Consider the following 25,532-nt stretch of genomic DNA (forward strand, 5'->3'; position numbering starts at 1 on the left):
AAGAAAGGGGAAAACAAAACATGAAACCATATCTGAAATTGGAGACACATCCGCTTGCAGACCCGAAGAATGTAGTAAAGGGCGATAAATATCGTATCACGGTACTGACGGAGCATCTTCTTCGGCTGGAATACAGTGAGGACGGTGAATTTATCGATGCGGCATCCCAGACGGTTGTAAACCGTGATTTTCCAGCAGTGGAATTTTCCGTCAAAGACACAGGCGATGAGCTGGAGCTGCGCACAAAGTATCTGCAGCTGAATTACAACAAAAAGGCATTCTCTGCAAACGGACTTTCCTGCAAAACAACGGCAGTCGGCATCAGTTCTGTACCGGCATGGCATTACGGAGATCCGACACAGGATCTTGGAGGAACGGCCCGTACGCTTGATCAGGTCAACGGAGCATGCGAACTGGAACCTGGTATCATGTCCTGGTTTGGTTCCGCTGTTCTGGATGATTCGAAGTCGCTTCTGATGACAGAGGACGGTTGGGTGACCCCGAGAAAGAAAGGAGTGCAGGATCTGTACTTCTTCGGCTATGGCTGGAATTTCCGCCTGGCATTAAAGGATTTTTATCACCTTTGCGGCAAAACTCCGATGCTTCCGAGATTTGCACTCGGAAACTGGTGGAGCCGTTACTGGCGTTACAGTGAAGCATCTTATATGAAACTGATGGAAGACTTCGACAAAGAGAACGTTCCATTCTCGGTTGCTGTTATCGATATGGACTGGCACCGTGTAGACGATGTGGATCCGAAATACGGCAGCGGCTGGACCGGCTATAGCTGGAATAAAAAACTCTTCCCGGATCCGGAGCGTTTTCTTGGAAAACTCCATGCACGCGGCATGAAGACAACACTGAATGTCCATCCGGCAGACGGAATTCGTGCGTATGAGGACTGCTATCCGGAAGTAGCAGAAGCTATGGGAGTGGATGCAAAAAAAGAAGAGCCGGTCAATTTTGACATTGCCGATCCGAAATTTGTCGATGTATATTTCGAAAAAGTCCATCATCCGATGGAAAAAGAGGGCGTCGATTTCTGGTGGATTGACTGGCAGCAGGGACAGAGTACCAAGATCGAGGGTCTTGATCCGCTGTGGATGCTGAATCACTATCATTTTCTTGACAGTGGAAGAGACGGAAAACGTCCGATGACCTTCTCCCGCTATGCAGGACCGGGCTCCCACCGCTATCCGGTCGGATTTTCCGGAGACACCCACATCACCTGGGAATCCCTGGATTTCCAGCCATACTTTACCAGCACAGCCTCCAACATCGGCTACGGATGGTGGAGTCATGATATCGGCGGCCATATGCTTGGCTACCGTGACGATGAGCTTGAAGCAAGATGGTATCAGTACGGAGTCTTTTCTCCGATCAACCGTCTGCACAGCTCTAACAGTGCCTTCAGTGGAAAAGAGCCTTGGAACTTCAGTATGGAAGTGCGCAGCACAATGGATGATTTCCTCCGTCTGCGTCATAAACTGGTGCCGTATCTGTATACGATGAACTACCGTGCATGGAAAGAGGACACACCGATCGTTGTTCCGATGTATTATGATTACCCGGAGACGGTTTTCTGGGGCAAAAATCAGGCACCGAATCAGTACTTCTTCGGAAGCGAGCTGATGGTAACACCGGTGACAACGAAATGCATTCCGGAGCTGAAGCGTGCAAAAACAAAGGTGTGGCTGCCGGAAGGTACGTGGTTTGATTTCTTCAACGGAATGATTTACGAGGGCGGCAGAAGTATGGATCTGTACCGTACGCTCGAGGAGATCCCGGTTCTTGCTAAAGCAGGTGCGATTATCCCGATGACAGAGAAGATCAGTGCGCTGGATGTAGAATCCAACCCGGATGAGCTGACGGTACGCGTTTACGCGGGCGCGGACAATACATTTGTCCTGTACGAGGATGACAATACTACCATGGCATATGAGAAGGATGACTGTGCAAAAACATCGATGACGCTCGACTGGGGTGCGCGGAAATTTACGATTGCACCGGTTGAAGGCAATCAGAGCCTCGTTCCGGAAAGCAGAATGTACTGCGTAGAATTCGGCGGAAGTACGGCAAAAGAAGCGAAGGCCTTTGTAAACGGTGTGGAAGCGGATGCAGAAGTCAAAGAGAAAGACGGACTTCTTACGATCGCGGTAACAGATGTAAAACCGCAGGATACCGTGACAATCTGTCTGCCGGAAGATACGGAGATTGCAAAGAACGATGTCATGACACGTGTGATGGATCTGCTGCTGCACGCCGAAATCAGCTACATCACCAAAGAGCAGATCGCAAATCTTCTTCGCAAAGCAGACGGAAAGGTAGCAATTCTGGCTGCAGAGCTGCAGAGCATGGAACTTTCAAATGATCTGCGCGGTGCGCTGCTGGAGATCATTACGGCATAAATTGCTGCAGAAAAACACGATTTGATTTACAGAAAAAGAATTCTGTGATACGATACATACAAAGAAAAGGAAGAGAGCGTGGCAGTGGATTCTGTCAGGCTCTCTTCTTGAAATGTGAGACAGGAGGATTTTTAAACGTGGGAAAATACATCATGGCACTTGATGCCGGCACAACGAGCAACCGCTGTATTCTGTTTGATCAGAAAGGACAGATCGTAAGCCTTGCGCAGAAGGAGTTTACCCAGCGTTTCCCGAAACCGGGCTGGGTGGAGCACGATGCCAATGAAATCTGGTCCACGATGCTCGGTGTAGCCGTGGAGGCAATGCAGAAAGCGGGTGCGTCCTACGAGGATATCGCGGCAATCGGCATCACAAACCAGAGAGAGACGACGATCGTCTGGGACAAAAAGACGGGAGAGCCGGTCTACAATGCAATTGTATGGCAGTGCCGCAGAACATCGGAATACTGCGATTCCCTGATGGAGCGCGGACTGGTTGACCGTTTCCGGGAGAAAACAGGTCTTGTGATCGATGCGTATTTTTCAGCCACGAAGCTGAAATGGATTCTAGATGAAGTTCCGGGCGTGCGCGAGCGGGCGGAGCGAGGCGATCTCTATTTCGGAACGGTGGAGACGTGGCTGATCTGGAAGATGACAAAGGGAAAGGTACATGTCACCGATTACACCAACGCGTCCCGTACAATGCTGTTCAATATCCATACCCTGAAATGGGATGAGGATATCTTAAAAGAGCTGAACATTCCGCTCTGTATGCTGCCGGAAGTCCGCCCGTCGAGCTGTGTCTACGGGGAGACGGCATCCACATATTTCGGCGGCCCGATTCCGATTGCGGGAGCAGCGGGAGACCAGCAGGCGGCGCTGTTCGGCCAGACCTGCTATGCGCCGGGCGAAGCGAAAAATACATACGGAACAGGCTGCTTCCTGCTGATGAACACGGGAGAAAAGCCGGTTTCTTCGACACACGGTCTTGTTACCACGATTGCATGGGGCATCGGGGACAAGATTACGTATGCGCTCGAGGGATCCATTTTCGTCGGCGGAGCCGCAATCCAGTGGCTGCGCGATGAGATGAAGCTGATCGAGTCCTCGGCGGATTCCGAGTACATGGCGCAGAAGGTGAACGACACGAACGGCTGCTACGTCGTGCCGGCGTTTACCGGCCTTGGCGCACCGTACTGGGATCAGTATGCGAGAGGAACCATTCTCGGCCTGACCCGCGGCGTCAACAAATACCATGTGATCCGCGCAACGCTGGAGTCGATCACGTATCAGGTGGATGATGTCTTAAAAGCGATGGAGGCAGATTCCGGCATGAAGCTCTCCGCACTGCGTGTGGACGGCGGAGCAAGCGCCAACAACTTCCTGATGCAGTGCCAGGCGGACATCAGCCAGGCGCCGGTGGAGCGGCCGTGCTGCATCGAGACGACCGCGATGGGAGCAGCTTATCTTGCGGGACTCGCCGTCGGCTACTGGCCGGATCAGGAGACGGTAAAACAGAACGGAGCCATTGACCGTACATTTGAGCCGGAGCTCTCGAAAGAGGAGCGCGATGAGAAGATGAACGGATGGCACAAAGCAGTCCGTTACGCCGAAGGATGGGCGAAATAGAAAAAGATTTTGAAAATGCAGAAAAGGAACGGTTTCGTAATGAAAACCGTTCCTTTTCGCGTACTGTGACTTCTTGTCTACTGATGTTAAAGAATGTCGATATGTTCGCCGTTTAAAGCTTTGTTCATGCTTCGCACGGCACAGAATTTACCGCACATTGAGCAGGTATCTTCCTGTTCCGGTGAGCGGTCGGCGCGGATGGCTTTTGCGGTCTCCGGGTCCAGTGCACAGTCCCACTGTGCTTCCCAGTCGAGCACGCGGCGGGCGTCTCCCATCTTGTCGTCAATATCACGCGCATGCGGCACGCCTTTGGCAATGTCGGCAGCGTGTGCGGCGATTTTGCTTGCGATGATGCCCTGCTTTACGTCATCGAGGTTCGGAAGAGCCAGATGCTCTGCCGGCGTTACGTAGCAGAGGAAAGCAGCGCCGTTCATAGCGGCAATTGCGCCTCCGATGGCAGCGGTGATGTGGTCATAGCCCGGTGCGATATCGGTTACGAGAGGTCCGAGAACATAGAACGGAGCACCCATGCAGATGGTCTGCTGTACTTTCATGTTGGCCGCAATCTGATCCATCGGAACGTGGCCCGGTCCCTCAACCATAACCTGAACGTCTTTTTCCCAGGCACGTTTGGTGAGTTCGCCGAGGCGCACCAGCTCCTCAATCTGGCAGACATCCGTTGCGTCGGCAAGGCAGCCAGGACGGCAGGCGTCGCCGAGAGAAATGGTCACATCGTATTCACGGCAGATATCGAGAATCTCATCGTAATACTCGTAGAACGGATTCTCCTCGCCGGTCATGCACATCCAGGCGAACACGAGGGAGCCGCCGCGGGAAACAATATTCATTTTCCGTTTGTGTTTGCGGATCTGATCGATGGTTTTTCTGGTGATGCCGCAGTGCAGGGTGACGAAATCGACACCGTCCTCGGCATGGAGGCGGATGACGTCAATAAAATCTTTGGCGGTCAGCGTATCCAGGTCTCTCTGGTAATGGATCACACTGTCATATACCGGCACGGTGCCGATCATGGCTGGACATTCGGAGGTCAGTTTCCGCCGGAACGGCTGCGTATTGCCGTGGCTCGACAGGTCCATGATGGCTTCTGCGCCCATATTGACCGCGGAGAGTACCTTCTGCATCTCCACATCGTAATCTTTACAGTCTTTCGAAACACCGAGATTTACATTGATTTTCGTGCGCAGCATCGAGCCGATGCCCTCCGGGTCGATGCAGGTGTGCAGCTTATTGGCCGGAATGGCAACCTTTCCGCTGGCAACGAGCGGCATCAGGTCTTCCACGGCCATATACTCTTTTTCTGCGACTTTTTTCAGCTCCGGTGTTACAATGCCGCGGCGTGCGGCGTCCATCTGTGTTGCGTAATTGCGTTCCATCTGTTGTTCTCCTTTATTTTCAAAATCAGATCCTGTAAGCGTGGTTCAGCGGTCCCGAGCCGTGGCCGAGATCCATCATGCTCGCGAGTGCGCCCGAAATATACTCTTTTGCGGCGGAAATGGCATCCGGAAGGGAAAGCCCCTTTGCGAGCCCCGATGCGATGGCGCTGGAGAGTGTACAGCCGGTGCCGTGTGTGTTCGGATTGTCGATGCGTTTTCCGGTGAACCAGGTAAATGTGCCGTTGTGATATAAAAGATCGTTGGCATCATTGATACTGTGGCCGCCCTTTAACAGAACGGCACAGCCGCAGGAATCCCCGATCTCTTTTGCGGCGCGTTCCATATCGCTTTCCGACTGGATTTTGATGCCGGAGAGAACTTCTCCCTCTGGGATATTCGGTGTGATGACTTCAGCCAGAGGAAAGAGCAGTTTTTTCATCAGGTCAGGCACGCCGCCCGAAGCGAGCGCGGAGCCGCTTGTAGCGACGAGGACCGGGTCCACAACGATGTGTTTGGCCTGGTAGAAGCGAAGCCGTTCGGAGATGACTTCGATCAGTGCCGGGGAGGATACCATACCGATTTTGACGGCGTCCGGGAAGATGTCCGTAAAGACGGCGTCAAGCTGTGCGGCCAGAAACTCCGGTGTTACATCGAAAATACCGGAAACTCCGGTGGTGTTCTGGGCGGTGAGTGCGGTAATTGCCGACATGGCGTAAACTCCGTTTGTGATCATGGTTTTGATGTCTGCCTGAATGCCGGCGCCTCCGCTGGAATCACTTCCCGCGATTGTTAATGCTGTTTTCATGTTTTTCGCGTCCATGAGAATTACTCCTTTGCATTACTTTTCTTTTTGGACAGGCGACAAAGAAAGTGGTGCCCCCAGTCTGCCGCCTGGTGTGAGGATGAATGGTTACGTAAAATTATTTGTTTTCCAGCATGCGCAGAGTCTGTTCTTTCAGATCCTTCGTTGCGGAAACAATGTCTTTCTGTGCAAAAATGGCACTGATGACGGCGATGCCGCAGATGCCGCTGCCGGAAAGCTCCGTCACGTTATCGCGTGTGATGCCGCCGATGGCGATGACAGGGATTTTAACGGCATTGCAGATAGCAGTCAGCGTTTCGTGGCTGACATCCTCCGCATCCGCCTTGGAACCGGTGTGGAAGACCGCGCCGACGCCGAGGTAATCTGCCCCGCGCTGCTCGGCGAGAATGGCCTGTTCCACGGTCTGCGCCGAAACGCCGATGATCTTGTCCGGGCCAAGCTTAGCACGGACATCGCCGGCCTCCATATCGCTCTGGCCGACATGAACGCCGTCCGCATCCATCTTAGCTGCGATTTCCACGTTATCGTTGATGACGAAAGGAACATGGTATGCAGCACAGAGTTTTTTCAGTTCCAGTGCCTCTTCCATAAAGTGATCCTGGTCAAGATTTTTTTCGCGGAGCTGGATAAACGTTGCGCCGCCCTGCAGAGCCTTTTCCACCTGGCTGTACAGTGTCTCGCCGTTCAGCCAGCTGCGGTCTGTCACAGCATATAAAAGCAGGCCTTTTTTATCGCACTTCATACTTTGCACCTTTCTCCAGCGTCTCGCCGTCCATGTGGTAGATGGCGTCGATGATGCGGTTCCGGTAGGTGGAGTTGCCGTCTTCCGGTTTCATATGGCTCCAGCCGATCTCGCCGGCAAGTCCCATCGCGCAGACAGCGGCAGCAGCGGCTTTTAACGGCTCGTCCGGGTTGGCAACGAGGTAAGCGGTCATCATGCCGGAGAGCTGGCAGCCTGTTCCGGTGATGCTTCCCATCTCGGCGCGTCCGTTGCGGATCACGTAGCAGGTGTCAGCATCGGCAACGAGGTCGATCGCTCCTGTGATGGCGACAACACAGTTGTGGTCTTTCGCAAAGTTTTTTACAAAAGCAACGGCGCTGTCGAGGTTTTCGTCTGTTACTTTATCGGCAACGTCTGCGTCAACACCCTTTGTCGTTCCGCTTCCGAGTGCCAGTGTTTTGATTTCGGAAATATTTCCGCGGATGACGGTGAACGGGATTTTTTCCATCAGTCCGACTGCGGTCGAAGTACGTAAGTGGCTTGCGCCTGCGCCGACTGGATCGAGCAGGATTTTGTGGCCGAGCGAAGCTGCTTTTGCACCGGCACGGTACATGCCGTCGATGCTCGTTCTGTGCAGCGTTCCGATGTTGATGTTCAGACCGCCGCAGATGGAGGTGATATCCTCGACATCCTCCGGTTCATCGGACATGATCGGGCTTGCGCCGCATGCCAGCAGAATATTGGCGACATCGTTTACCGTAACGTAATTTGTGATGTTGTGTACGAGAGGGGTTGTTTTTCTGACATTGTCAAGACAAGTGCCTAACATAATTTTTTGTTCCTCCTGTGTGAGTATTTTTGCAGAAGCAAATTCCCTTGTGTTACTGGAAGAACCTGTTGATGATGTGTTCATAGAGATTAAAAAAGCAGATATACGTGGAGGTATATCTGCAGAAAATGTGCATATCGTATCTCCCTACGTTGGCATTACCCAAATCAGGTTCAGGGTCTAGGAGATGCATCCTACTCTCAGCCCGCTTCGCACGCGAGCTCCCCTTTGCTTTCTGCAGACAATTATATACGCATAAAAACAATTGTGCAAGAGAAAAACGGAAGATTTTAAAAAAATTCAGAAAAATAAAAAAGACATGCAAAATATTGGAAATGTAATGTTATTTGGGTTGAAAGAGAAAATAATATCAGCGTAAAATGAAGTATAAAATATGCGTGGAAGTCATGGACGTGATGATGCCGCCTCCATTCCGATTTTCGCCATGAGCGCCAACGCCTTTGTTGAAGACCGGCAGGCCGCAAAAGAGGCCGGCATGGACGTACATATCGCAAAGCCGATTGATGCGGAATTACTGAAAAAGAAAATTGCAGAGTATTGCAGGTGAAAAGAAGTGCCCCTGCCCGGCATCTGATGTGTGCCGGGCAGGGGCTTTTGATGTGCGAATTTTATTTTTCTTCCTCCGGGTACGTATAGCCCCAGGTTCTGCGGAAGGAGGTCATCAGATCCATGACGTCCTTCGTGTAGTCGAGGTGCATGGCAGATGCATCTCCATTGATGGCGCGTTCCATGTCGGCGAGCTCATAGGCGAGTGCATCGGCGTTGTCACCGGCTTTGATGATTTCGGATTCGCCGGTGGAAGCGTCTGTGATTTTTGCTTCCCAGGCACGCGGGTACTCCATGATCTCGATAAATCCGTTCTCACAGGAAACCATGCCGCGTTTCGGCTGTTTGGAGTGGAGAGAGAGCATCACACTTGCCATCTGTCCTTCCTGATTGGTGAGAAGGAGGCCGGCCTGCTCGTCCACACCGGTCGGAGCGGGCTTTACCTGGGAAAGGAGCTGATCCGGCTTGGAGTCGAAGAACCAGCGGAGGAAGGAGAGTGCGTATACGCCGATATCAAGCATCGCGCCGCCTGCGAGATTCCGGTTGAAGAAGCGGTTCTTCATGTTGTACTCTTTGAAACTGCCGAAGTTCATCGTGATCAGATTGACTCTGCCGAGACGGCCGGAGTCGAGAATTTTTTTCAGCTCTTTGTAGATCGGCATATGGTAAATCGTCATTGCCTCTCCGATGATGACACCTTTTTCTTTTGCAAGCGCTATGGCCTCGTCGAGCTCGTCGCTGTTCAGCGTAATCGATTTCTCAACGAGAATGTGTTTTCCATTGGCAATCGCCTCTTTCATAAAGCCAAGATGCGTGTTGTGCGGCGTCGTGATATAAATGACACCGACCTCCGGATCGGTAAACATCTCATGGAAATCATCGTAAACTTTTCCAATTCCATATTTCTCCGCAAAAGCAGCCGCCTTCTCATGGGTCCGGTTGCCGACCGCGTAAATATTCTTTCCGTTTTTCTGCAGTGCGACCGCCATTTCATTTGCAATCACACCGCATCCGAGTACAGCCCATTTGATTTCTTTCATCGTTAGATTCTCCTATCGTATCTATTTCGCCCAGAGCGGTTCTTCGCTTCCGCTGTAGTCAAACCGTCCGTCGTTTTTCTCTTCCAGTGCTTTGATCATATGGTACGTAAATTCATTGTAAGGCGTTGGAATTCCAAGCTCTTTTCCCATGCGGATCAGCGCACCCGAGAACATATCAATTTCCGTATGGCGTCCCGCATCGAGATCCTGGAGCGTCGAGTAGCGCGCTGTCGGCGGAACCGCACTTCCGCGTTCCGAGGAGACATCCGCCTTGCTGATATCAATTCCCTTTGCCTCCGCAATCGCCATCAGTTCTGCGCGGAGTCCGTCGCTGATCGCCTTCATATGCACACTGTCGCGGTAGCAGCCGACCCCGGCACCGAGAATAGCCTGCGGCAGGTTATTGCAGACATTCAGCCGGAATTTGCTCCATATTTCCTCTAAAATACAATCGGTTGCCCGGCAATGCAGCCCTGTGCCGGAGAACAGATCCAGAACAGCCTGCACACGCTCACTGTCGTACGGCGCCGAAACTTCGCCGAAAATGATGCCGAGCGTCGCCTCAGGGTTGAAAACGTAGCCGTCATTCTCTTTATGAGAAGCTACTTTGATAACAGCATGAAGCAGATGCTCCGCACCGACTTTTTCCGCGATGATCTCCTCACTGTCCACGCCGTTCATCAGACTCATGATCACAGTATTCTCGCCGGTAACGGCAGTAATATCGTCAAGAGCCCCCGGCAGTGCGCCGTATTTGAGCGAGACGATCAGAAAATCCACGCCGTGTGCCTCTTCCGGTGTCCATACCTCCGGGTGATAAACCGTATCGTTAATTTTGCATCCTTTGTTTTTCAGACGCTTCGCCCGTTCCCCGGACGCGATAACGCCGAGCCGGATGTCCTTTTTCTCCGAAAGCCCCCAGATCACATAAGACCCAACCGCTCCGGCGCCCAGAACGGCAACTGATTTTATTTTCATAATAGTCTCCTTTGTAACTGTTTGAATTACCCTTACTATAACAAATTTTGCGGAGATCCTCAATTTGTTTTTCAAAATAGAAAATTTCGGAAAAGGAAGCCTAAATGTGTTAAGGTACATTGTAGAATGAAAAATATAAAAGAAACGCGCAGATGCGGCAAGAGGAGATGACAGAAACACATTACCACATTTCCAAACCGACGGCCTGCTTCATGCTGGATCTGAAAATGTACGAAGACAAAATCCGGACGAAAGAAGAACAGAAGGCAAAAGAAAAACAAGAGAAGAAATAAGAAACGAAGGAGAAACGAAATTCGAACATTTCTCCTTTGTTTTTTGCGCGCATTTTTACCGGGAAATCATATTCTAAGGTTAGAATGAAAAAACAGGAGAATCTGTTGATGAAAGGAAAATGGCTGACAGGTGCGCTTGTACTGGCAATGGCGGCAGTGACGCTGGCGGGATGCGGGGCAAAAGATGAGACAAAAGAAAAAGTGGAGCAGGTGACATTAAATGAGGTTGCCCACTCCATTTTTTACGCCCCGCAGTACGTGGCAATTGAGGAGGGGTATTTTGCGGACGAGGGCATTGATCTGACGCTGATAACAGGATTTGGTGCAGATAAAGTGCTGACGGCGATGATTTCCGGCGAGGCGGATATCGGGTTTATGGGGGCGGAGGCAACCGTCTACGCGTACCTCGAGGGAACCGCAGACCCGGTTGTGAACTTCGCGCAGCTGACGCAGCGGGCGGGAAACTTTGTTGTGGGAAGAGAGAAAGACAATTCGTTTACCTGGGAGAAATTGAAAAACAAAGAGGTATTAGGGGGAAGAAAAGGCGGTATGCCGGAAATGGTCTTTGAGTATGTTCTGGCGCAGAAAGGGATTGATAAAAAAGACGTAAACATTAACCAGAGCATCGATTTTGGTTCCACAGCTGCCGCGTTCTCCGGCGGGCAGGGGGATTATACGATTGAATTTGAACCGTCCGCGACACTGCTCGAGCAGAAGGGCGACGGCTATGTCGTGGCATCGGTCGGAACGGAATCCGGGTATGTGCCGTATACGTCGTACAGCGTCAAACAGAGTTATCTGAAAACGCACGGCGCAACCGTAGAAAAATTCACGAAGGCACTGCAGAAGGGAATGGACTTCGTGCAGACGCACACACCGGAGGAGATTGCAGAAGTGATTGCGCCGCAGTTTGCAGAAACCGAGCTGGAAACCATCACCGCGATCGTGCGCCGCTACTATGAGCAGGATACGTGGAAAGAAAATCTGATCTTTGAGGAAGAAAGTTTTGATCTTCTGCAGGAAATTCTGGAGCAGGCGGGAGAGCTGGAGAAAAAGGCACCGTACAAGACACTCGTGACAACAAAATACGCCGAAGAGGCCGCCGCCAAAGGCTGATTCCGGCGGAATAGAAAAGCAAAAAAAGACAGAAAAAGACACTTTTCGACATTCGTCGACAAACAGCGACATTTCATTCGAAAAAAATAAAGAAAATTGCAAAAGAAAAGAAGAAAAATAGAGAAAAAGTATTGCAAAAAAGTAAATTTTGTTGCATACTATGGATGTCGCATATGTTTTTTACAACACAGGCATACGGAGGCGAACAGACATGAAAGTAGGTTTTATCGGCGGCGGCAACATGGCGAGTGCCATGATTGGCGGAATGATTCAAAAAGGAGTTGTATCTGCAGATGACATTCTGGTATCGGTCCGCACGGAGAAAAGTGTGGAACGCTTGACCAACCAGTTTGGAGTCCAGGCGACTACGGAGAACGAAGCGGTCGTAGCCGGATCCGATCTTGTATTCCTGGCAGTAAAGCCAAACCAAATAAAAAATATAATAAACCTCGTCAAAAACTTCATCTCACCCGAGAAGATTATCGTATCGATTCTTCCCGGTAAGTCTTTACAATGGCTGGGTACAGAAATCGGAAAACCAACAAAGTTAATTCGCACCATGCCAAACACACCAGCACTCGTCGGAGAAGGAATGACCGGCGTCTGTGCCAATGATCTCGTGACGGAGGAAGAGCTGCAGCTCGTTTTAACCCTCCTGAAAAGCTTTGGCCGCGCAGAAGTTGTTCCGGAGTGTCTGATGGATACCGTCACAGGTGTCAGCGGAAGCTCGCCGGCGTACGTATTTCTTTTCCTGGAGGCTCTTGCAGATGCGGCCGTAGCCGAAGGAATGCCGAGAAAACAGGCATATGAATTTGCTGCACAGTCTGTCCTTGGAAGCGCCAAAATGCTTCTCGAGACAGGAATGCACCCGGGAGAATTAAAAGACATGGTCTGCTCGCCAGGCGGAACCACCATCGAAGCGGTTGCCGTACTGGAGCGGGAGAAACTGAGAAGTGCTATTATTGATGCAACACGAGCCTGCATCCGGAAATCAAAGGGAGTGGATTAGAAGGAGCAGCACCGCCGCTTTGACAGAATGACGCTAATGTGAAAGCAGCAAAAATAAAGAATGTATGCACAAAAAAACAAACCAAAACAAGCAAAAAGCAAGCACAAAAAAGAGTAAAAAAACAAACGAGCGGAAAAATCCCGGCAGCCGTGGAAAAGGCACCGGGATTTTTTCTGGTAATTTATAGTTTTTTTCCTTTACTGAGCGTACTGTTGTGATAATCGGAAGAATAGGTTACATCCTTTCCAAACCATACCGGAGGAACAAAGGCGTTTGCGGATGCTTCGTCCGGAAACTCCACCTCTGCGAGGTAAAGGCCTTCATACGGCGCATCAAAGACATCGAGCTCGATCGTCAGATCCGTTCCGGTAAGCGGCAGCAGATAGCGTGTTTTTGAAATGAGAACGCCGTCTGCCTTTTCCCGCAGATGCAGGTAGGATTCCTTTGTGAGCGGAAGATTATACTCTTCACGCACCATCAGCCCTTTTGACTTGTAGGTCAGATAATATTCGTCGTCAGAGCGGCGGATGCGGACAACCGGTTCGGTGGAAAGATAGCCCTGCTCGATTTTTTTACATGGATAGCTTGTAAGATTTTCCGGAAGCTGATCCAGAAGGTATTTGCGTTCGATTTCCATAAAAGAGACTCCTTCTCGTGATTGCATCACTGCTTTTTTCAAGAGTTTACCATGCTTTTCCCGTGATGTTAAGCGAAATCCGGCTTTTTGCGAAAAAAGTCCTGAAATTTTTATGAAATGCAAGCATTCTGCGGAAAAATGTGGTATAATAGCGGCGGTTTGTTACAAAGAAAAGCAGAGAATATCACGTGACAAAACACACGAGACTGATCATACAACACAGGAGGACAAAACCATGGCAAAGATTTATGTATTTCTGGCAGACGGATGTGAAGAGATTGAGGCACTGACCCCGGTGGATCTGCTGCGCAGAGCCGGAGAAGACGTATGCACCGTTTCTATTATGGGAAGAAAAGAAGTAACAGGATCCCACAAAATCACCATTCTTGCAGATGAAACCATCGAAGAGGGAGAGTTTGATGACGGAGACATGCTGGTACTTCCGGGCGGAATGCCGGGTACATTAAATCTGGCCGGAAACGAGACGCTCGCAGCGCTGATCCGTTCCTATGACGATCAGGGAAAGAAACTGGCAGCCATCTGCGCAGCGCCGAGCATCCTTGGTGTGATGGGCATCTTAAAAGATAAAAACGCTGTCTGCTTCCCGGGATTTGAAGAAAAGCTGGCAGGCGCAAACGTACTCGATGTACCGGCAGTCACCGACAAAAATGTGACCACCGGCCGCGGCATGGGAGCAGCCACTGACTTCGCACTGGAGCTGATCCGTGTTCTGCAGGGAGAGGACAAAGCAAAAGAAATGGCGGAAAAAATCGTATTTCATTGCTAAAAAAAAGCCTAAAAACCACAGAAATATAAAAAAATCACTGGCGTTTTTGAAAAGAGTATGCTATACTCGATAAATGACTGTAGAATGGAGAGGTGTGCAGGTTTTCTGCCGCTTTTCAGATAAATCAAGGAGGAAATTGATAAAATGAGTGTACAGGTCGAAAATTTAGAAAAGAATATGGCCAAACTTACCATTGAGGTTCCGGCTGAAGAATTAGAGAAAGCACTGGAGAAAGCTTACCAGAAACAGAAAAAGAACATCAGCGTTCCGGGCTTCCGTAAAGGAAAAGTTCCGAGAGCTATGGTAGAAAAAATGTATGGCCCGGCAGTATTCTATGAGGATGCTGTAAACAGCCTTGTTCCGGAAGAGTATTCCAAAGCAGCAGAAGAGAGCAAACTGGACATCGTATCCCGTCCGGAGATCAACGTAGAGCAGATCGAAAAAGGCAAAGCTTTCATCTTTACCGCAACTGTAGCAGTAAAACCGGAAGTTACCCTTGGCGAGTACAAAGGTCTGGAAGTAGCAAAAGCTGACACAACCGTTACAGATGAAGAAGTAGAAGCTGAGCTGAAAAAAGAGCAGGAGAAAAATGCAAGAACCATCAATGTAGAGGATCGTCCGGCAGCAGACGGAGATACCGTTACACTTGACTTCGAAGGTTCTGTAGACGGCGTTCCGTTCGACGGCGGCGCTGGAAAAGATTATCCGCTGACCCTTGGCTCCCATTCCTTCATTCCGGGATTCGAAGAGCAGCTCGTTGGCGCAGCTCTGGAAGAGGAGAAGGAAGTAAACGTTACTTTCCCAGAGGATTATCAGGCAGAAGAGCTTGCTGGAAAAGCAGCAGTATTCAAATGCACCATCCACAAAATCGAAGCAAAAGAGCTTCCGGCACTTGATGACGACTTCGCAAAAGACGTTTCCGAGTTCGATACTCTGGATGAGTACAAAAAAGAAATCAAAGACAACCTGACCAAGAAAAAAGAAGAGCAGGCTAAGACAGAAAAAGAGAACGCTGTCGTAGATAAAGCAGTAGAGAACGCAACAATGGAGATTCCGGAAGCTATGATCGATACGCAGGTAGAGAACATGGTTGACGATTTCGCAAGAAGAATCCAGTCCCAGGGTCTGTCCATGGAGCAGTACATGCAGTTTACAGGCGCTACCGTTGATTCCTTAAAAGAGCAGATGAAACCGCAGGCTGTTAAGAGAATCGAGAGCAGACTGGTACTTGAGAAAGTTGCAGAAGCAGAGAACATCCAGATCAGCGATGAGAAGCTGGACGAAGAGCTGGCTAAAATGGCTGAAATGTACAAAATGGAGCTGGATAAATTCAAAGAGCTCGTTGGCGAATATGAGAAAGAGCAGATGAAGAAAGATCTCGCTGTTCAGGAAGCAGTAACTCTCATGGCCGACAGCGCAAAAGAGGCGTAAGACCTCGGAAAGAGAGGCAATTGAATGAGTTTTGTACCTTATGTCATCGAGCAGACAAGCAGGGGAGAGAGAAGTTACGATATTTATTCAAGACTGCTGAACGACCGTATTATTTTTCTGGGAGAGGAAGTCACTGACGTATCGGCAAACCTGATCGTTGCACAGCTTCTGTTCCTGGAGTCTGAAGATCCGGGAAAAGATATCCACATGTATATCAACAGCCCGGGAGGTTCTGTAAGTGCAGGACTTGCTATCTACGATACGATGCAGTACATCAAATGTGATGTATCCACGATCTGTATCGGTATGGCTGCCAGCATGGGAGCATTCCTGCTCTCCGGCGGTACCAAAGGAAAGAGAATGGCTCTGCCAAACTCTGAAATCATGATTCATCAGCCATCCGGCGGTGCACAGGGTCAGGCAACCGAGATCAAAATCGTTGCAGAACAGATTCTGAAAACCAAACGGAAATTAAATGAAATTCTGGCGGCAAATACAGGAAAACCGCTGGAACAGATTGAGATCGATACCGAGCGTGACAACTACATGTCCGCAGAGGAAGCAAAAGCATACGGTCTGATTGATAATGTAATTACGAACCGATAAGAGAGGAAAGGTGTCCAAAAGCGTAGTTCCGGCAATGAGGCTTTTGTGGCACCTTTTGCCTTATCCGGCGATAAGGTTTAGTTGTAATATGTTGAAAGGAAGAAAACGATGGCTATAAAAGGGAATGATACCAAGATCCGCTGCTCTTTCTGCGGAAAGACAGAAGACCAGGTACGCAAGCTGATCGCAGGCCCGGACGGGGCATACATCTGTGATGACTGCGTGGCAATCTGCTCGGAGATCATTCAGGAAGAATTTGAGGATCTGTACGGCGAGCAGGATACCGACGAGATCAACCTGATCAAACCAAAGGAAATCAAAGCATTTCTGGATGACTACGTAATCGGACAGGATGAGGCGAAAAAAGTGCTCTCCGTTGCTGTTTACAACCATTACAAACGAGTGCTTTCCGGTGCATCCTCCGACATCGAACTGCAGAAGAGCAACATTCTGATGCTCGGACCGACCGGTTCCGGAAAAACGTATCTGGCACAGACACTGGCCAAACTGATCAACGTTCCGTTTGCAATTGCAGACGCAACGGCGCTCACCGAGGCAGGTTATGTCGGCGAGGACGTAGAAAACATTCTGCTCCGCCTCATTCAGGCAGCAGACTATGATATCGAGCGCGCTGAGCACGGCATCATCTACATCGATGAGATCGATAAAATCACAAGAAAATCCGAAAACGCTTCGATCACACGAGATGTTTCCGGCGAGGGTGTACAGCAGGCACTGCTGAAAATCCTGGAGGGAACTGTAGCTTCCGTTCCGCCGCAGGGCGGAAGAAAGCATCCGCATCAGGAGTTTATTCAGATTGATACGACGAATATCCTCTTTATCTGCGGCGGTGCATTCGAAGGACTCGAGAAGATCATCGAGACGAGACAGGATACGAAATCCATCGGATTCAACAATCCGATCGGCCATGCAAAAGATGAGAATGTCGGAGATCTGCTCCGTCAGGTCATGCCGCAGGATCTGACCAAGTTCGGCCTGATTCCGGAGTTTGTCGGACGTGTGCCGATTGTCGTTACGTTAAATTCTCTGGATGAGACGGCCCTGATGAAGATTCTGGTTGAGCCGAAGAATTCTCTGGTCAAACAGTACAAGAAGCTGTTTGAGCTGGACGGCGTACAGCTTGACTTCAAAGAAGATGCACTCGAAGCGATTGCAAAGAAATCCCTGGAGCGGAAAACAGGCGCCAGAGGTCTCCGTGCAATCATGGAAGATACGATGATGGATCTGATGTATGAGATCCCGTCGGACAATACGACAAAAGAATGCGTCATCACCAAGGACGCTGTAGAAAAGAAGGCGGAGCCGGAGATTATTCACGGCGAACCGGCCCCTGTTCCACGGCGGAATATGGGAAGAAGATCCGGAAGACCGGAAACCGCCTGAAAAACGCAGGAGGAAACTTAAATGGAAGAAGTGACAAAAGTATTACCGGCGATTGCGCTGCGTGGAACAACGATTTTGCCAGATATGATTGTACATTTTGATATCAGCAGACCTAAATCGGTTCGTGCGGTCGAGGAGGCGATGCTGGGAGACCAGAAAATTTTCCTGATTACACAGAAAGACCCGGATACGGAAGTACCGGGTCTGCTTGATGTGTATAAGATTGGAACAATTGCGGTCATCAAACAGGTTGTGAAAATGCCAAAGGATGTTCTTCGGATTCTCGTAGAAGCAGAAAGACGCGCAGAACTGCTGAACTTCGAGGAAGAGGAGAGCGAGTATCTCCGCGCCGAGGTGGCGCTGTTTACCGGCTCGGACGAAATGCAGTTTTCCGATATCGAGCAGGAGGCAATGCTGCGCAACTTAAAAGAGCTGTTTGCCGTCTACTGCGAGCAGACGCAGAAAGTCAGCAAGGAACTGGCAGGCCAGATCCTCGGAACCGAAGAAGTTGGAAAGCTGGTGGACCAGATCTGCATGAATCTGCCCCTCGACTACGTAAACCGCCAGAAACTGCTGGAGGCTGTGGAGCTTTCCGAGCGGTATGATACGCTCTGCGTCATGATCGCCAACGAGATTCAGATTCAGGAAATCCGTTCGGAGATTCAGGGAAAAATCAAAGAGCGGATCGATAAGAACCAGCGCGATTATATTCTGCGCGAACAGCTCAAAGTCATCCGCGAGGAGCTCGGCGAGGACAATTCCCGGACCGAGATCGAAAACTATAAGAAGCAGCTCGAGAAGCTCAAAGCCTCCAAAGAGGTAAAAGAGCGGATTTCCGAGGAGATCCACCGTCTGGAAAATTCGGCCAACAATCCGTCCGAGGCAGGCGTGATCCGCGGCTATATCGAGACACTGCTGGGGCTCCCGTGGGATAAGGCATCCCGTGACAATCAAGATCTGGCAAGAGCACGCGAGATTCTGGAGGAAGATCACTACGGTCTTTCAAAAGTAAAAGAGAGAATCCTCGAATTCCTGGCTGTACGCACCCTGACGAAGAAAGGCGAGAGCCCGATTCTCTGCCTGGCAGGCCCTCCGGGAACCGGTAAGACCTCGATTGCGAGAAGCGTGGCGAGAGCCCTGAATAAAAAATACGTCCGCATCTGTCTCGGCGGTGTGCGGGATGAGGCGGAGATCCGCGGCCACAGAAGAACCTACATCGGCGCGATGCCGGGACGCATTGCGGCGGGACTCCATCAGGCGAAGGTGAAAAATCCGCTGATGCTGCTCGACGAGATCGACAAAGTAAGTGCAGATTACAAGGGAGATACCTCTTCCGCACTTCTTGAGGTCCTCGATTCCGAGCAGAATAATAAATTTGCCGATCATTACGTAGAGCTTCCGATCGACCTTTCGGAGGTGCTCTTTATTGCAACCGCAAATGATATTCAGAACATTCCGCGTCCGCTGCTGGACCGTATGGAAGTGATTGAAATTTCAAGCTATACGGAAAACGAGAAGTTCCATATCGCAAAAGAACATCTCGTTCCGAAGCAGAAGAAGGCGAACGGTCTGAAAGAAGCACAGCTTGTGATCGAGGATGAGGCGCTGATGGAAGTGATCAGCGGCTACACCAGAGAGGCCGGTGTCCGCTCCCTGGAGCGCCAGATCGGCAGAATCTGCAGAAAGAGCGCGAGAAAGATTCTCGAGGAACAGGTAAAAGAGGTTGTTGTGACGAAAAAAAACCTGGAAGAGTTCCTCGGAAAAGAGAGGTATGAGTTCCAGCCGGCCAACGAAAAACCGGAGATTGGTATTGTGCGCGGTCTTGCCTGGACGGCAGTCGGCGGCGATACGCTGCAGATCGAGGTCAATGTGATGCCGGGAAAAGGAGAGTTTCTGCTGACCGGCCAGCTCGGCGATGTGATGAAGGAGTCTGCGCAGGCGGGCATCAGCTTTATTCGTTCCGTGGCAGAGCAGTATGAGATTCCGAAAGAATTTTTCGAGAAACACGACATCCACATTCATATTCCGGAGGGAGCCGTTCCAAAAGATGGCCCGTCTGCCGGTATTACGATGGCGACGGCGATGGTTTCCGCGATCACAAAGGTTCCGGTAAAAGCAGACGTTGCGATGACCGGAGAGATTACGCTCCGCGGCCGTGTGCTTCCGATCGGCGGCTTAAAAGAGAAGCTGCTGGCAGCAAAGAAAGCCGGTATCCATATGGTTCTCGTTCCGGAGAAAAATGAGCCGGATGTCAGAGAACTGGATGCGGAGATCACAGACGGACTGCAGATCGAATTTGTCGGCAGCATGGAACAGGTATTAAAACTGGCACTTGTGGAAAAAAAGTAAGGCCAGAAGATGCAAAAAACAGGAGAAGAAAAGTATGGTAATTAAACAGGTAGAGCTGCAGCACGTCTGCGGAATCACCAGTAAACTGCCGGATACCGGTCAGGTGGAAGTGGCATTTGCGGGAAAATCCAATGTTGGAAAATCTTCTCTCATCAATGCCCTGATGAATCGGAAATCACTGGCGCGTACCAGTGCGCAGCCGGGAAAAACACAGACGATCAACTACTACCACATCAATGAGGAAATGTATCTGGTGGATCTGCCGGGATACGGTTTTGCAAGAGCCTCCGAGGAGGTCAAAGCAAAATGGGGCAAGCTGATCGAGGATTATCTGCATCAGTCAAAAATGCTGCACGCAGTATTTCTTCTGATTGATATCCGTCATGCACCGTCCAACAACGATCGCATCATGTACGACTGGATTCTTCGAAACGGCTATCAGCCGATCATCATTGCGACGAAGCTGGACAAGATCAAGCGCAGCCAGCTTCAGAAGCAGATCAAGCTGATCCGCGAGACGCTGGAGGTTGAGAAAGATACGATTGTGATTCCGTTTTCTGCAGAGACAAAACAGGGACGCGAGGAGATCTGGAATCTGATTGATGAAATCCGCTCGGATGCAGAAGAAAGCGGGGAATAATGTCATGGGTATGATACGTGCGGCAGGCCTTGGGTATGAATACCTCCGTTACGAGGAGGAAGGACAGGAGCCGGAAGTAACAAAAGCGATCGAAGATGTCAGTCTGGAAATCCAGAAGGGACAGTTTATTGCGGTGCTCGGGCATAACGGAAGCGGAAAATCAACGCTTGCGAAACATATCAACGCTCTGCTGGTGCCTACAGAAGGCACCATGTGGGTGGACGATATGAAGACGACAGATGAGGAGGATGTCTGGAAGATCCGCCAGAAAGCCGGTATGGTATTCCAGAACCCGGATAACCAGATCATCGGAAATGTGGTGGAAGAGGATGTCGGCTTTGGACCGGAAAACCTCGGTGTCCCGACCGATGAAATCTGGAAACGGGTGGAGGAGAGCCTTACGGCGACCGGGATGATTTCATACCGGGCCCACTCTCCGAATAAGCTCTCGGGAGGTCAGAAACAGAGGGTTGCAATTGCAGGAGTGATGGCTATGCAGCCGGAATGTATTGTTCTTGATGAACCAACCGCGATGCTGGATCCGAACGGACGAAAAGAGGTTCTTCGCGCTGTGCGTAAGCTGAATGAAGAAAAGGGCGTTACGGTTATTCTGATTACGCATTACATGGAAGAGGTTGTTTTTGCGGACCGTGTGTTCGTTATGGACAACGGTAAGCTGGTAATGCAGGGGACGCCAAGGGAGATTTTTTCCGAAGTGGAGAAATTAAAAGAACTCCGTCTTGATGTACCCCAAGTGACACTGTTGGCTTATGAATTGAGAAAAAATGGTGTAGATCTCCCGGAGGGAATTTTGACCATTGAAGAACTGGTGAATGCATTATGTCATTGAAACTTGAAGATGTAACGTACACATACAGCCCGGGAACGGCATATGAAATGCACGCCCTGGAGCATATCAATCTTGAAATTCCGAATGGCCAGTTTGTTGGGATTATCGGCCATACGGGAAGCGGAAAATCGACGCTTGTGCAGCATTTGAACGGTCTGATCCGCCCGACATTGGGACGGGTGCTGTATAACGGAGAGGATATCTGGAAAGAAGGATATCCGCTAAGAGAGCTCCGAAGCCATGTAGGACTGGTTTTCCAGTACCCGGAGCATCAGCTTTTTGAGACGGATGTGATCACAGATGTCTGCTTCGGACCGAAAAACCAGGGACTTTCACCGGAGGAATGCAGAAAACGGGCGGAAGAGGCGTTGGATCATGTCGGATTTCCAAAGGAAATGTATGAAAAATCGCCGTTTGAACTCTCCGGAGGTCAGAAACGTCGTGTTGCGATTGCCGGTGTGCTTGCCATGAACCCGGATTTTCTGGTGCTTGACGAGCCGACTGCAGGCCTTGATCCGAAGGGACGCGATGAAATCCTCGATCAGCTTGCATCGCTGCATAAGACGCGCGGCATTTCGGTCGTGCTCGTATCGCACAGCATGGAGGATATTGCAAAATATGTAGAGCGGATTATTGTCATGAACCACGGTCATGTGGCGTTTGACGATACACCGAAGAAAGTCTTCGCTCACTATAAAGAGCTGGAGAAAATCGGTCTTGCGGCGCCGCAGATGACGTATATTATGCATGCGCTAAAGGAACACGGCATGGACGTGGACGTAACGGCGACAACGGTTGAAGAGGCGCGCGATACGATTCTTGCGGCGCTTGGAAGTCAGAAGAAAAACGGGAAAAAAGGAGCAGAAGTATGTTAAGAGATATTACTCTGGGACAGTATTACCCGGCAGATTCTATTCTGCACCGGCTTGACCCGCGTGTAAAATTTGTGGGAACACTCGTTTATGTCATTTCCCTTTTTCTGTTCCACAACTGGGGCTATCTGCTTGGAACCGTATTCCTTGCGGTGATGATTAAACTGTCGAAGGTACCGTTCAAATTTATCACGAAGGGTCTGAAATCAATTTTTGTGCTGCTTGCGATTACGATGGTATTTAACATCCTATTTACGCCGGGTGAGGTGCTCGTCCGTATCTGGAAAATTACGATCACCCGTGAGGGTGTGGCTATGGCATGCCGTATGTCGGTGCGTCTGATTTTCCTGATGATCGGCTCTTCGCTGATGACGCTGACGACAACACCGAACCAGCTGACGGATGCACTCGAAAGCCTGCTCGGACCATTGAAAAAAATCCATGTGCCGGTGCATGAGATTTCCATGATGATGTCAATCGCGCTCCGTTTTATCCCGATTCTTCTGGAAGAGACAGACAAGATTATGAAAGCGCAGATGGCGCGCGGCGCGGATTTTGAGAGCGGAAATATTATCCAGAGAGTAAAGAACATGGTGCCGCTTCTGGTGCCGCTGTTTATTTCAGCATTCCGCCGTGCAAATGATCTGGCGCTGGCGATGGAAGCACGCTGCTACCATGGAGGAGAGGGAAGAACACAGATGAAACCGCTTCGGTATCAGACGCGCGATTATGCAGCGTATGGCGTTCTTGTGGCATACCTTGTTTGCAGTATCGGCCTTCGCGTGTGCGGACTCTGACTTTGACGAAAACGGAGGAGAAGAATGCGCAGAATTAAGCTGATTGTAGCGTATGACGGCACAAATTACTGTGGATGGCAGGTGCAGCCAAACGGCATTACAGTACAGGAAGTATTAAATCAGGCTCTTTCCGATCTTTTTACGAAGAAAACGGCCTGCATCGGCGCAAGCCGGACCGATGCCGGGGTACATGCTCTCGGCAATGTTGCGGTATTTGATACGGATGCGAGAATGCCGGCGGACCGTATCGCATTTGCACTCAACACACGGCTTCCGGCAGATATCCGTATTCAGGGATCATCCGAAGTGCCGCCGGACTTTCACCCGCGTTTTACCGCAACAGTTAAAACGTATGAATATCGGATTTTGAACCGCACCTTTGCAGATCCGACGCGGAGACTGAATTCCTATTTCTGGTACGGCCCGCTGGATGTGGATGCGATGCGGCAGGCAGCATCGTATCTGGTTGGCACGCATGATTTTAAAAGCTTTGCAACAGCAAAACCGGAGGTGACCGACACGGTCCGTACGATCTATGAAACGAGTTTGGAAAAAGAAGACGATCTGATCCGCTTCCGGATCACCGGAAACGGTTTTCTCTACAATATGGTGCGGATTATCACCGGAACACTGCTTGAGGTTGGAAAGGGTGATTATCCGCCGGAGAAAGTAAAAGAAATCCTTGCGGCGAAGGATCGAAAAATGGCGGGAGCAACGGCCAGGCCGGAGGGGCTGACCTTGGTGCAGATCCGGTATCCCGAATGGGATTTCGAGTAAAGACATAAGTGGTCTGTATTTCCCGAAAAACAGACTCGCAGTTTACAAAAAAATGCAAAATATGGGTAAAAAACAGTTGACATTCCAAAATCCGTATAATATAATTACTAAATGTGTGACGTAGTTTGAAAACGCCGATGCCATAAGCCCCGGTAAGGCGGTTTCCTATATACATGAAACAGTAAATTGAATTTTTCACAGGAGGTTATATCCATGAACACCTTTATGGCAAATCCAGATAAGATTGAAAGAAAATGGTATGTTGTTGATGCAGAAGGATGTACATTAGGACGTCTGGCATCTGAAGTAGCAAAAGTATTACGTGGAAAAAACAAACCGGAGTACACTCCGCACGTAGATACTGGTGATTACGTAATCGTAATCAACGCTGATAAAGTAGCAGTAACCGGTAAAAAACTGGATCAGAAGATCTATTACAGCCACTCCGATTATGTTGGTGGAATGAAAGAAGCTACTCTTCGTGAGATGATGGCTAAGAAACCGGAGAAGGTTGTTGAACTTGCAGTGAAAGGCATGCTTCCAAAAGGACCTCTTGGAAGACAGATGTTCACAAAACTTCACGTATACGCTGGTGCAGAGCACGCTCATGCAGCTCAGAAACCAGAAGTATTAACATTTTAATAGGGAGGTAAAGAACATTGGCTAGCGCAAAATATTACGGAACCGGAAGAAGAAAAAAATCTATCGCAAGAGTATATCTTGTACCGGGAACTGGTAAAGTTACCATCAATAAAAGAGACATCGATGAGTATTTTGGTCTGGAGACCCTGAAAGTTATCGTTCGTCAGCCTCTGGCAGCTACAGAGACCGCTGATAAATTTGACGTGATCGTAAACGTTCACGGCGGCGGATACACAGGACAGGCAGGAGCAATCCGTCATGGTGTTGCACGTGCCCTTCTGACTGTAGACAACGACTACAGACCAGTTCTGAAAAAAGCAGGATTCCTGACTCGTGATCCTAGAATGAAAGAGCGTAAGAAGTACGGTCTCAAAGCAGCTCGTCGCGCTCCGCAGTTCAGCAAGCGATAATCGACTGCTCAGACTATATCAAAATGGTTCAAAAAGCCCGGAAAATCAAGGTTTTCCGGGCTTTTGCTATATCTAAACGGGCTGATATGGTTTGACCAAGTTTGGCAAAACGAGAGCCGGTTTCATCCAATTTTTAGTGGTCCGCAAGTGGTTAACTGGCTAAAAAGAGGGCAAAAAGAGGGGAAAGTGGTTCCCAAAGTGGTTAACCGAGAGCCGATTTTTGGGGTGCTTTTCAGCCCTCCTTCCCCTCGTTTTTTGGCTGTGGCAGTTTGGCATAGTTTGAGCTAATTTGAATAATTGAATATGAATTTGATGTAGCACACAGTATAAATGCTGGGTGCTTTTTTCATTTCAGAAACTCGTATTCCGGCGATAGAAAGAGCCGTCACTTCACTGTTAATTTTGAAGTGGCGGCTTTTTCTATTTCCAGAAACAACAGCAACAATCAGAAATGAGGTGAAGTCATGAACACACAAATCATCGCCATCGCCAACCAGAAAGGCGGCGTTGGCAAAACAACAACC

General features: G+C 49.8%; 25 protein-coding genes, 1 pseudogene and 1 riboswitch. Of the genes and pseudogenes, 18 read left to right on the forward strand and 8 right to left on the reverse strand.

Features of this window, described 5'->3' with window-relative positions:
- Nucleotides 1-20: 20 nt before the first annotated feature.
- Both I2G42_RS06230 and glpK read left to right on the forward strand, forming a co-directional pair.
- Complete coding sequence (locus I2G42_RS06230) at nucleotides 21-2,408, forward strand: glycoside hydrolase family 31 protein (RefSeq protein ID WP_195530858.1); 2,388 nt, start codon at nucleotides 21-23, stop codon at nucleotides 2,406-2,408.
- A 137-nt stretch (nucleotides 2,409-2,545) separates the two neighbouring features.
- The gene (gene glpK / locus I2G42_RS06235; protein ID WP_055219824.1) at nucleotides 2,546-4,036 is read left to right on the forward strand and encodes a glycerol kinase GlpK; all 1,491 of its coding nucleotides are present in this window, start codon (nucleotides 2,546-2,548) and stop codon (nucleotides 4,034-4,036) included.
- Nucleotides 4,037-4,122: 86 nt separating this feature from the next.
- Here the strand turns inward: glpK and thiC are convergent, their stop codons facing one another.
- From thiC to thiM, 4 genes are all read right to left on the reverse strand, one after another.
- Complete coding sequence (gene thiC, locus I2G42_RS06240; protein WP_022461338.1) at nucleotides 4,123-5,430, reverse strand: phosphomethylpyrimidine synthase ThiC; 1,308 nt, start codon at nucleotides 5,428-5,430, stop codon at nucleotides 4,123-4,125.
- A 25-nt stretch (nucleotides 5,431-5,455) separates the two neighbouring features.
- Nucleotides 5,456-6,235: a bifunctional hydroxymethylpyrimidine kinase/phosphomethylpyrimidine kinase gene (gene thiD / locus I2G42_RS06245; RefSeq protein ID WP_055219891.1), complete on the reverse strand. Its 780-nt coding sequence runs from the start codon at nucleotides 6,233-6,235 to the stop codon at nucleotides 5,456-5,458.
- Between the two features lie 115 nt (nucleotides 6,236-6,350).
- Nucleotides 6,351-6,995: a thiamine phosphate synthase gene (gene thiE, locus I2G42_RS06250; protein ID WP_055226936.1), complete on the reverse strand. Its 645-nt coding sequence runs from the start codon at nucleotides 6,993-6,995 to the stop codon at nucleotides 6,351-6,353.
- Nucleotides 6,982-7,803 (reverse strand): hydroxyethylthiazole kinase, encoded by an 822-nt coding sequence (thiM, locus tag I2G42_RS06255; protein WP_055265749.1) that lies wholly within the window; start codon nucleotides 7,801-7,803, stop codon nucleotides 6,982-6,984. The genes thiE and thiM overlap by 14 nt, the downstream gene beginning before the upstream one ends.
- A 126-nt stretch (nucleotides 7,804-7,929) precedes the next feature.
- Nucleotides 7,930-8,041, reverse strand: a riboswitch (TPP riboswitch).
- Nucleotides 8,042-8,215: 174 nt separating this feature from the next.
- On the opposite strand from thiM, the pseudogene I2G42_RS06260 reads away from it, so the two are divergent.
- Nucleotides 8,216-8,371: pseudogene (locus I2G42_RS06260) on the forward strand (response regulator); the annotation flags it as partial.
- Between the two features lie 61 nt (nucleotides 8,372-8,432).
- Here I2G42_RS06260 and I2G42_RS06265 read toward each other — a convergent pair.
- Together I2G42_RS06265 and I2G42_RS06270 are read right to left on the reverse strand one after the other, a co-directional pair.
- Nucleotides 8,433-9,410, reverse strand: coding sequence for a Gfo/Idh/MocA family protein (locus tag I2G42_RS06265; RefSeq protein ID WP_119188959.1), 978 nt, complete (start codon nucleotides 9,408-9,410; stop codon nucleotides 8,433-8,435).
- A 21-nt stretch (nucleotides 9,411-9,431) separates the two neighbouring features.
- Complete coding sequence (locus tag I2G42_RS06270; RefSeq protein ID WP_195530859.1) at nucleotides 9,432-10,388, reverse strand: ketopantoate reductase family protein; 957 nt, start codon at nucleotides 10,386-10,388, stop codon at nucleotides 9,432-9,434.
- Nucleotides 10,389-10,555: 167 nt separating this feature from the next.
- Here I2G42_RS06270 and I2G42_RS16575 point away from each other — a divergent pair, with 167 nt between their 5' ends.
- The 3 genes from I2G42_RS16575 (at nucleotide 10,556) to proC (ending at nucleotide 12,806) form a co-directional block, all read left to right on the forward strand.
- The gene (locus I2G42_RS16575; protein WP_276511268.1) at nucleotides 10,556-10,681 is read left to right on the forward strand and encodes a hypothetical protein; all 126 of its coding nucleotides are present in this window, start codon (nucleotides 10,556-10,558) and stop codon (nucleotides 10,679-10,681) included.
- A 108-nt stretch (nucleotides 10,682-10,789) separates the two neighbouring features.
- The gene (locus I2G42_RS06275) at nucleotides 10,790-11,797 is read left to right on the forward strand and encodes an ABC transporter substrate-binding protein (protein WP_117760473.1); all 1,008 of its coding nucleotides are present in this window, start codon (nucleotides 10,790-10,792) and stop codon (nucleotides 11,795-11,797) included.
- 211 nt (nucleotides 11,798-12,008) lie between these two features.
- Nucleotides 12,009-12,806 (forward strand): pyrroline-5-carboxylate reductase, encoded by a 798-nt coding sequence (gene proC, locus I2G42_RS06280; RefSeq protein WP_195530860.1) that lies wholly within the window; start codon nucleotides 12,009-12,011, stop codon nucleotides 12,804-12,806.
- 181 nt (nucleotides 12,807-12,987) lie between these two features.
- Here proC and I2G42_RS06285 read toward each other — a convergent pair whose 3' ends face one another.
- Entirely contained in the window at nucleotides 12,988-13,443 is a 456-nt protein-coding gene (locus tag I2G42_RS06285; RefSeq protein WP_022461346.1) for a CYTH domain-containing protein, read from the reverse strand.
- A gap of 235 nt (nucleotides 13,444-13,678) precedes the next feature.
- Between I2G42_RS06285 and I2G42_RS06290 the strand changes: the two genes are divergently transcribed.
- The 12 genes from I2G42_RS06290 to rpsI all read left to right on the forward strand — a co-directional run bounded on the left by I2G42_RS06290 (nucleotide 13,679) and on the right by rpsI (nucleotide 25,008).
- Nucleotides 13,679-14,230 carry a DJ-1 family glyoxalase III gene (locus tag I2G42_RS06290; protein ID WP_055219893.1) on the forward strand — a complete coding sequence of 184 codons (552 nt, stop codon included), beginning with the start codon at nucleotides 13,679-13,681 and terminating at the stop codon, nucleotides 14,228-14,230.
- 144 nt (nucleotides 14,231-14,374) lie between these two features.
- Nucleotides 14,375-15,661, forward strand: a complete 1,287-nt coding sequence (gene tig, locus I2G42_RS06295; protein WP_022461348.1) for a trigger factor — start codon at nucleotides 14,375-14,377, stop codon at nucleotides 15,659-15,661.
- A gap of 24 nt (nucleotides 15,662-15,685) precedes the next feature.
- Nucleotides 15,686-16,267, forward strand: a complete 582-nt coding sequence (gene clpP / locus I2G42_RS06300) for an ATP-dependent Clp endopeptidase proteolytic subunit ClpP (protein ID WP_195530861.1) — start codon at nucleotides 15,686-15,688, stop codon at nucleotides 16,265-16,267.
- A 108-nt stretch (nucleotides 16,268-16,375) separates the two neighbouring features.
- Complete coding sequence (clpX, locus tag I2G42_RS06305) at nucleotides 16,376-17,671, forward strand: ATP-dependent Clp protease ATP-binding subunit ClpX (RefSeq protein ID WP_117509624.1); 1,296 nt, start codon at nucleotides 16,376-16,378, stop codon at nucleotides 17,669-17,671.
- A gap of 21 nt (nucleotides 17,672-17,692) precedes the next feature.
- Entirely contained in the window at nucleotides 17,693-20,020 is a 2,328-nt protein-coding gene (gene lon, locus I2G42_RS06310) for an endopeptidase La (protein WP_195530862.1), read from the forward strand.
- 34 nt (nucleotides 20,021-20,054) lie between these two features.
- Nucleotides 20,055-20,660, forward strand: coding sequence for a ribosome biogenesis GTP-binding protein YihA/YsxC (gene yihA / locus I2G42_RS06315; protein ID WP_055226925.1), 606 nt, complete (start codon nucleotides 20,055-20,057; stop codon nucleotides 20,658-20,660).
- Between the two features lie 4 nt (nucleotides 20,661-20,664).
- Nucleotides 20,665-21,510: an energy-coupling factor transporter ATPase gene (locus I2G42_RS06320; protein ID WP_055219895.1), complete on the forward strand. Its 846-nt coding sequence runs from the start codon at nucleotides 20,665-20,667 to the stop codon at nucleotides 21,508-21,510.
- Nucleotides 21,501-22,385 (forward strand): energy-coupling factor transporter ATPase, encoded by an 885-nt coding sequence (locus tag I2G42_RS06325; protein WP_195530863.1) that lies wholly within the window; start codon nucleotides 21,501-21,503, stop codon nucleotides 22,383-22,385. Before I2G42_RS06320 ends, I2G42_RS06325 begins: the two co-directional genes overlap by 10 nt.
- A complete protein-coding gene (locus tag I2G42_RS06330) occupies nucleotides 22,379-23,179 on the forward strand; it encodes an energy-coupling factor transporter transmembrane component T family protein (protein ID WP_173816420.1) in 801 nt (266 codons plus the stop codon). The genes I2G42_RS06325 and I2G42_RS06330 overlap by 7 nt, the downstream gene beginning before the upstream one ends.
- Before the next feature lie 24 nt (nucleotides 23,180-23,203).
- Complete coding sequence (truA, locus tag I2G42_RS06335; RefSeq protein WP_195530864.1) at nucleotides 23,204-23,956, forward strand: tRNA pseudouridine(38-40) synthase TruA; 753 nt, start codon at nucleotides 23,204-23,206, stop codon at nucleotides 23,954-23,956.
- A gap of 213 nt (nucleotides 23,957-24,169) precedes the next feature.
- Nucleotides 24,170-24,598 carry a 50S ribosomal protein L13 gene (gene rplM, locus I2G42_RS06340; RefSeq protein ID WP_055219851.1) on the forward strand — a complete coding sequence of 143 codons (429 nt, stop codon included), beginning with the start codon at nucleotides 24,170-24,172 and terminating at the stop codon, nucleotides 24,596-24,598.
- 17 nt (nucleotides 24,599-24,615) lie between these two features.
- On the forward strand, nucleotides 24,616-25,008 hold the full coding sequence (rpsI, locus tag I2G42_RS06345; protein WP_055219853.1) for a 30S ribosomal protein S9: 393 nt from the start codon (nucleotides 24,616-24,618) through the stop codon (nucleotides 25,006-25,008).
- A gap of 284 nt (nucleotides 25,009-25,292) precedes the next feature.
- Here the strand turns inward: rpsI and I2G42_RS16965 are convergent.
- Nucleotides 25,293-25,532 (reverse strand): hypothetical protein (locus tag I2G42_RS16965; protein WP_243277154.1); only part of this gene is annotated, 240 nt, incomplete at its 5' end.

It is taken from the genome of Fusicatenibacter saccharivorans (assembly GCF_015557635.1).
In the GTDB taxonomy this organism is placed as follows: domain Bacteria; phylum Bacillota; class Clostridia; order Lachnospirales; family Lachnospiraceae; genus Fusicatenibacter; species Fusicatenibacter saccharivorans.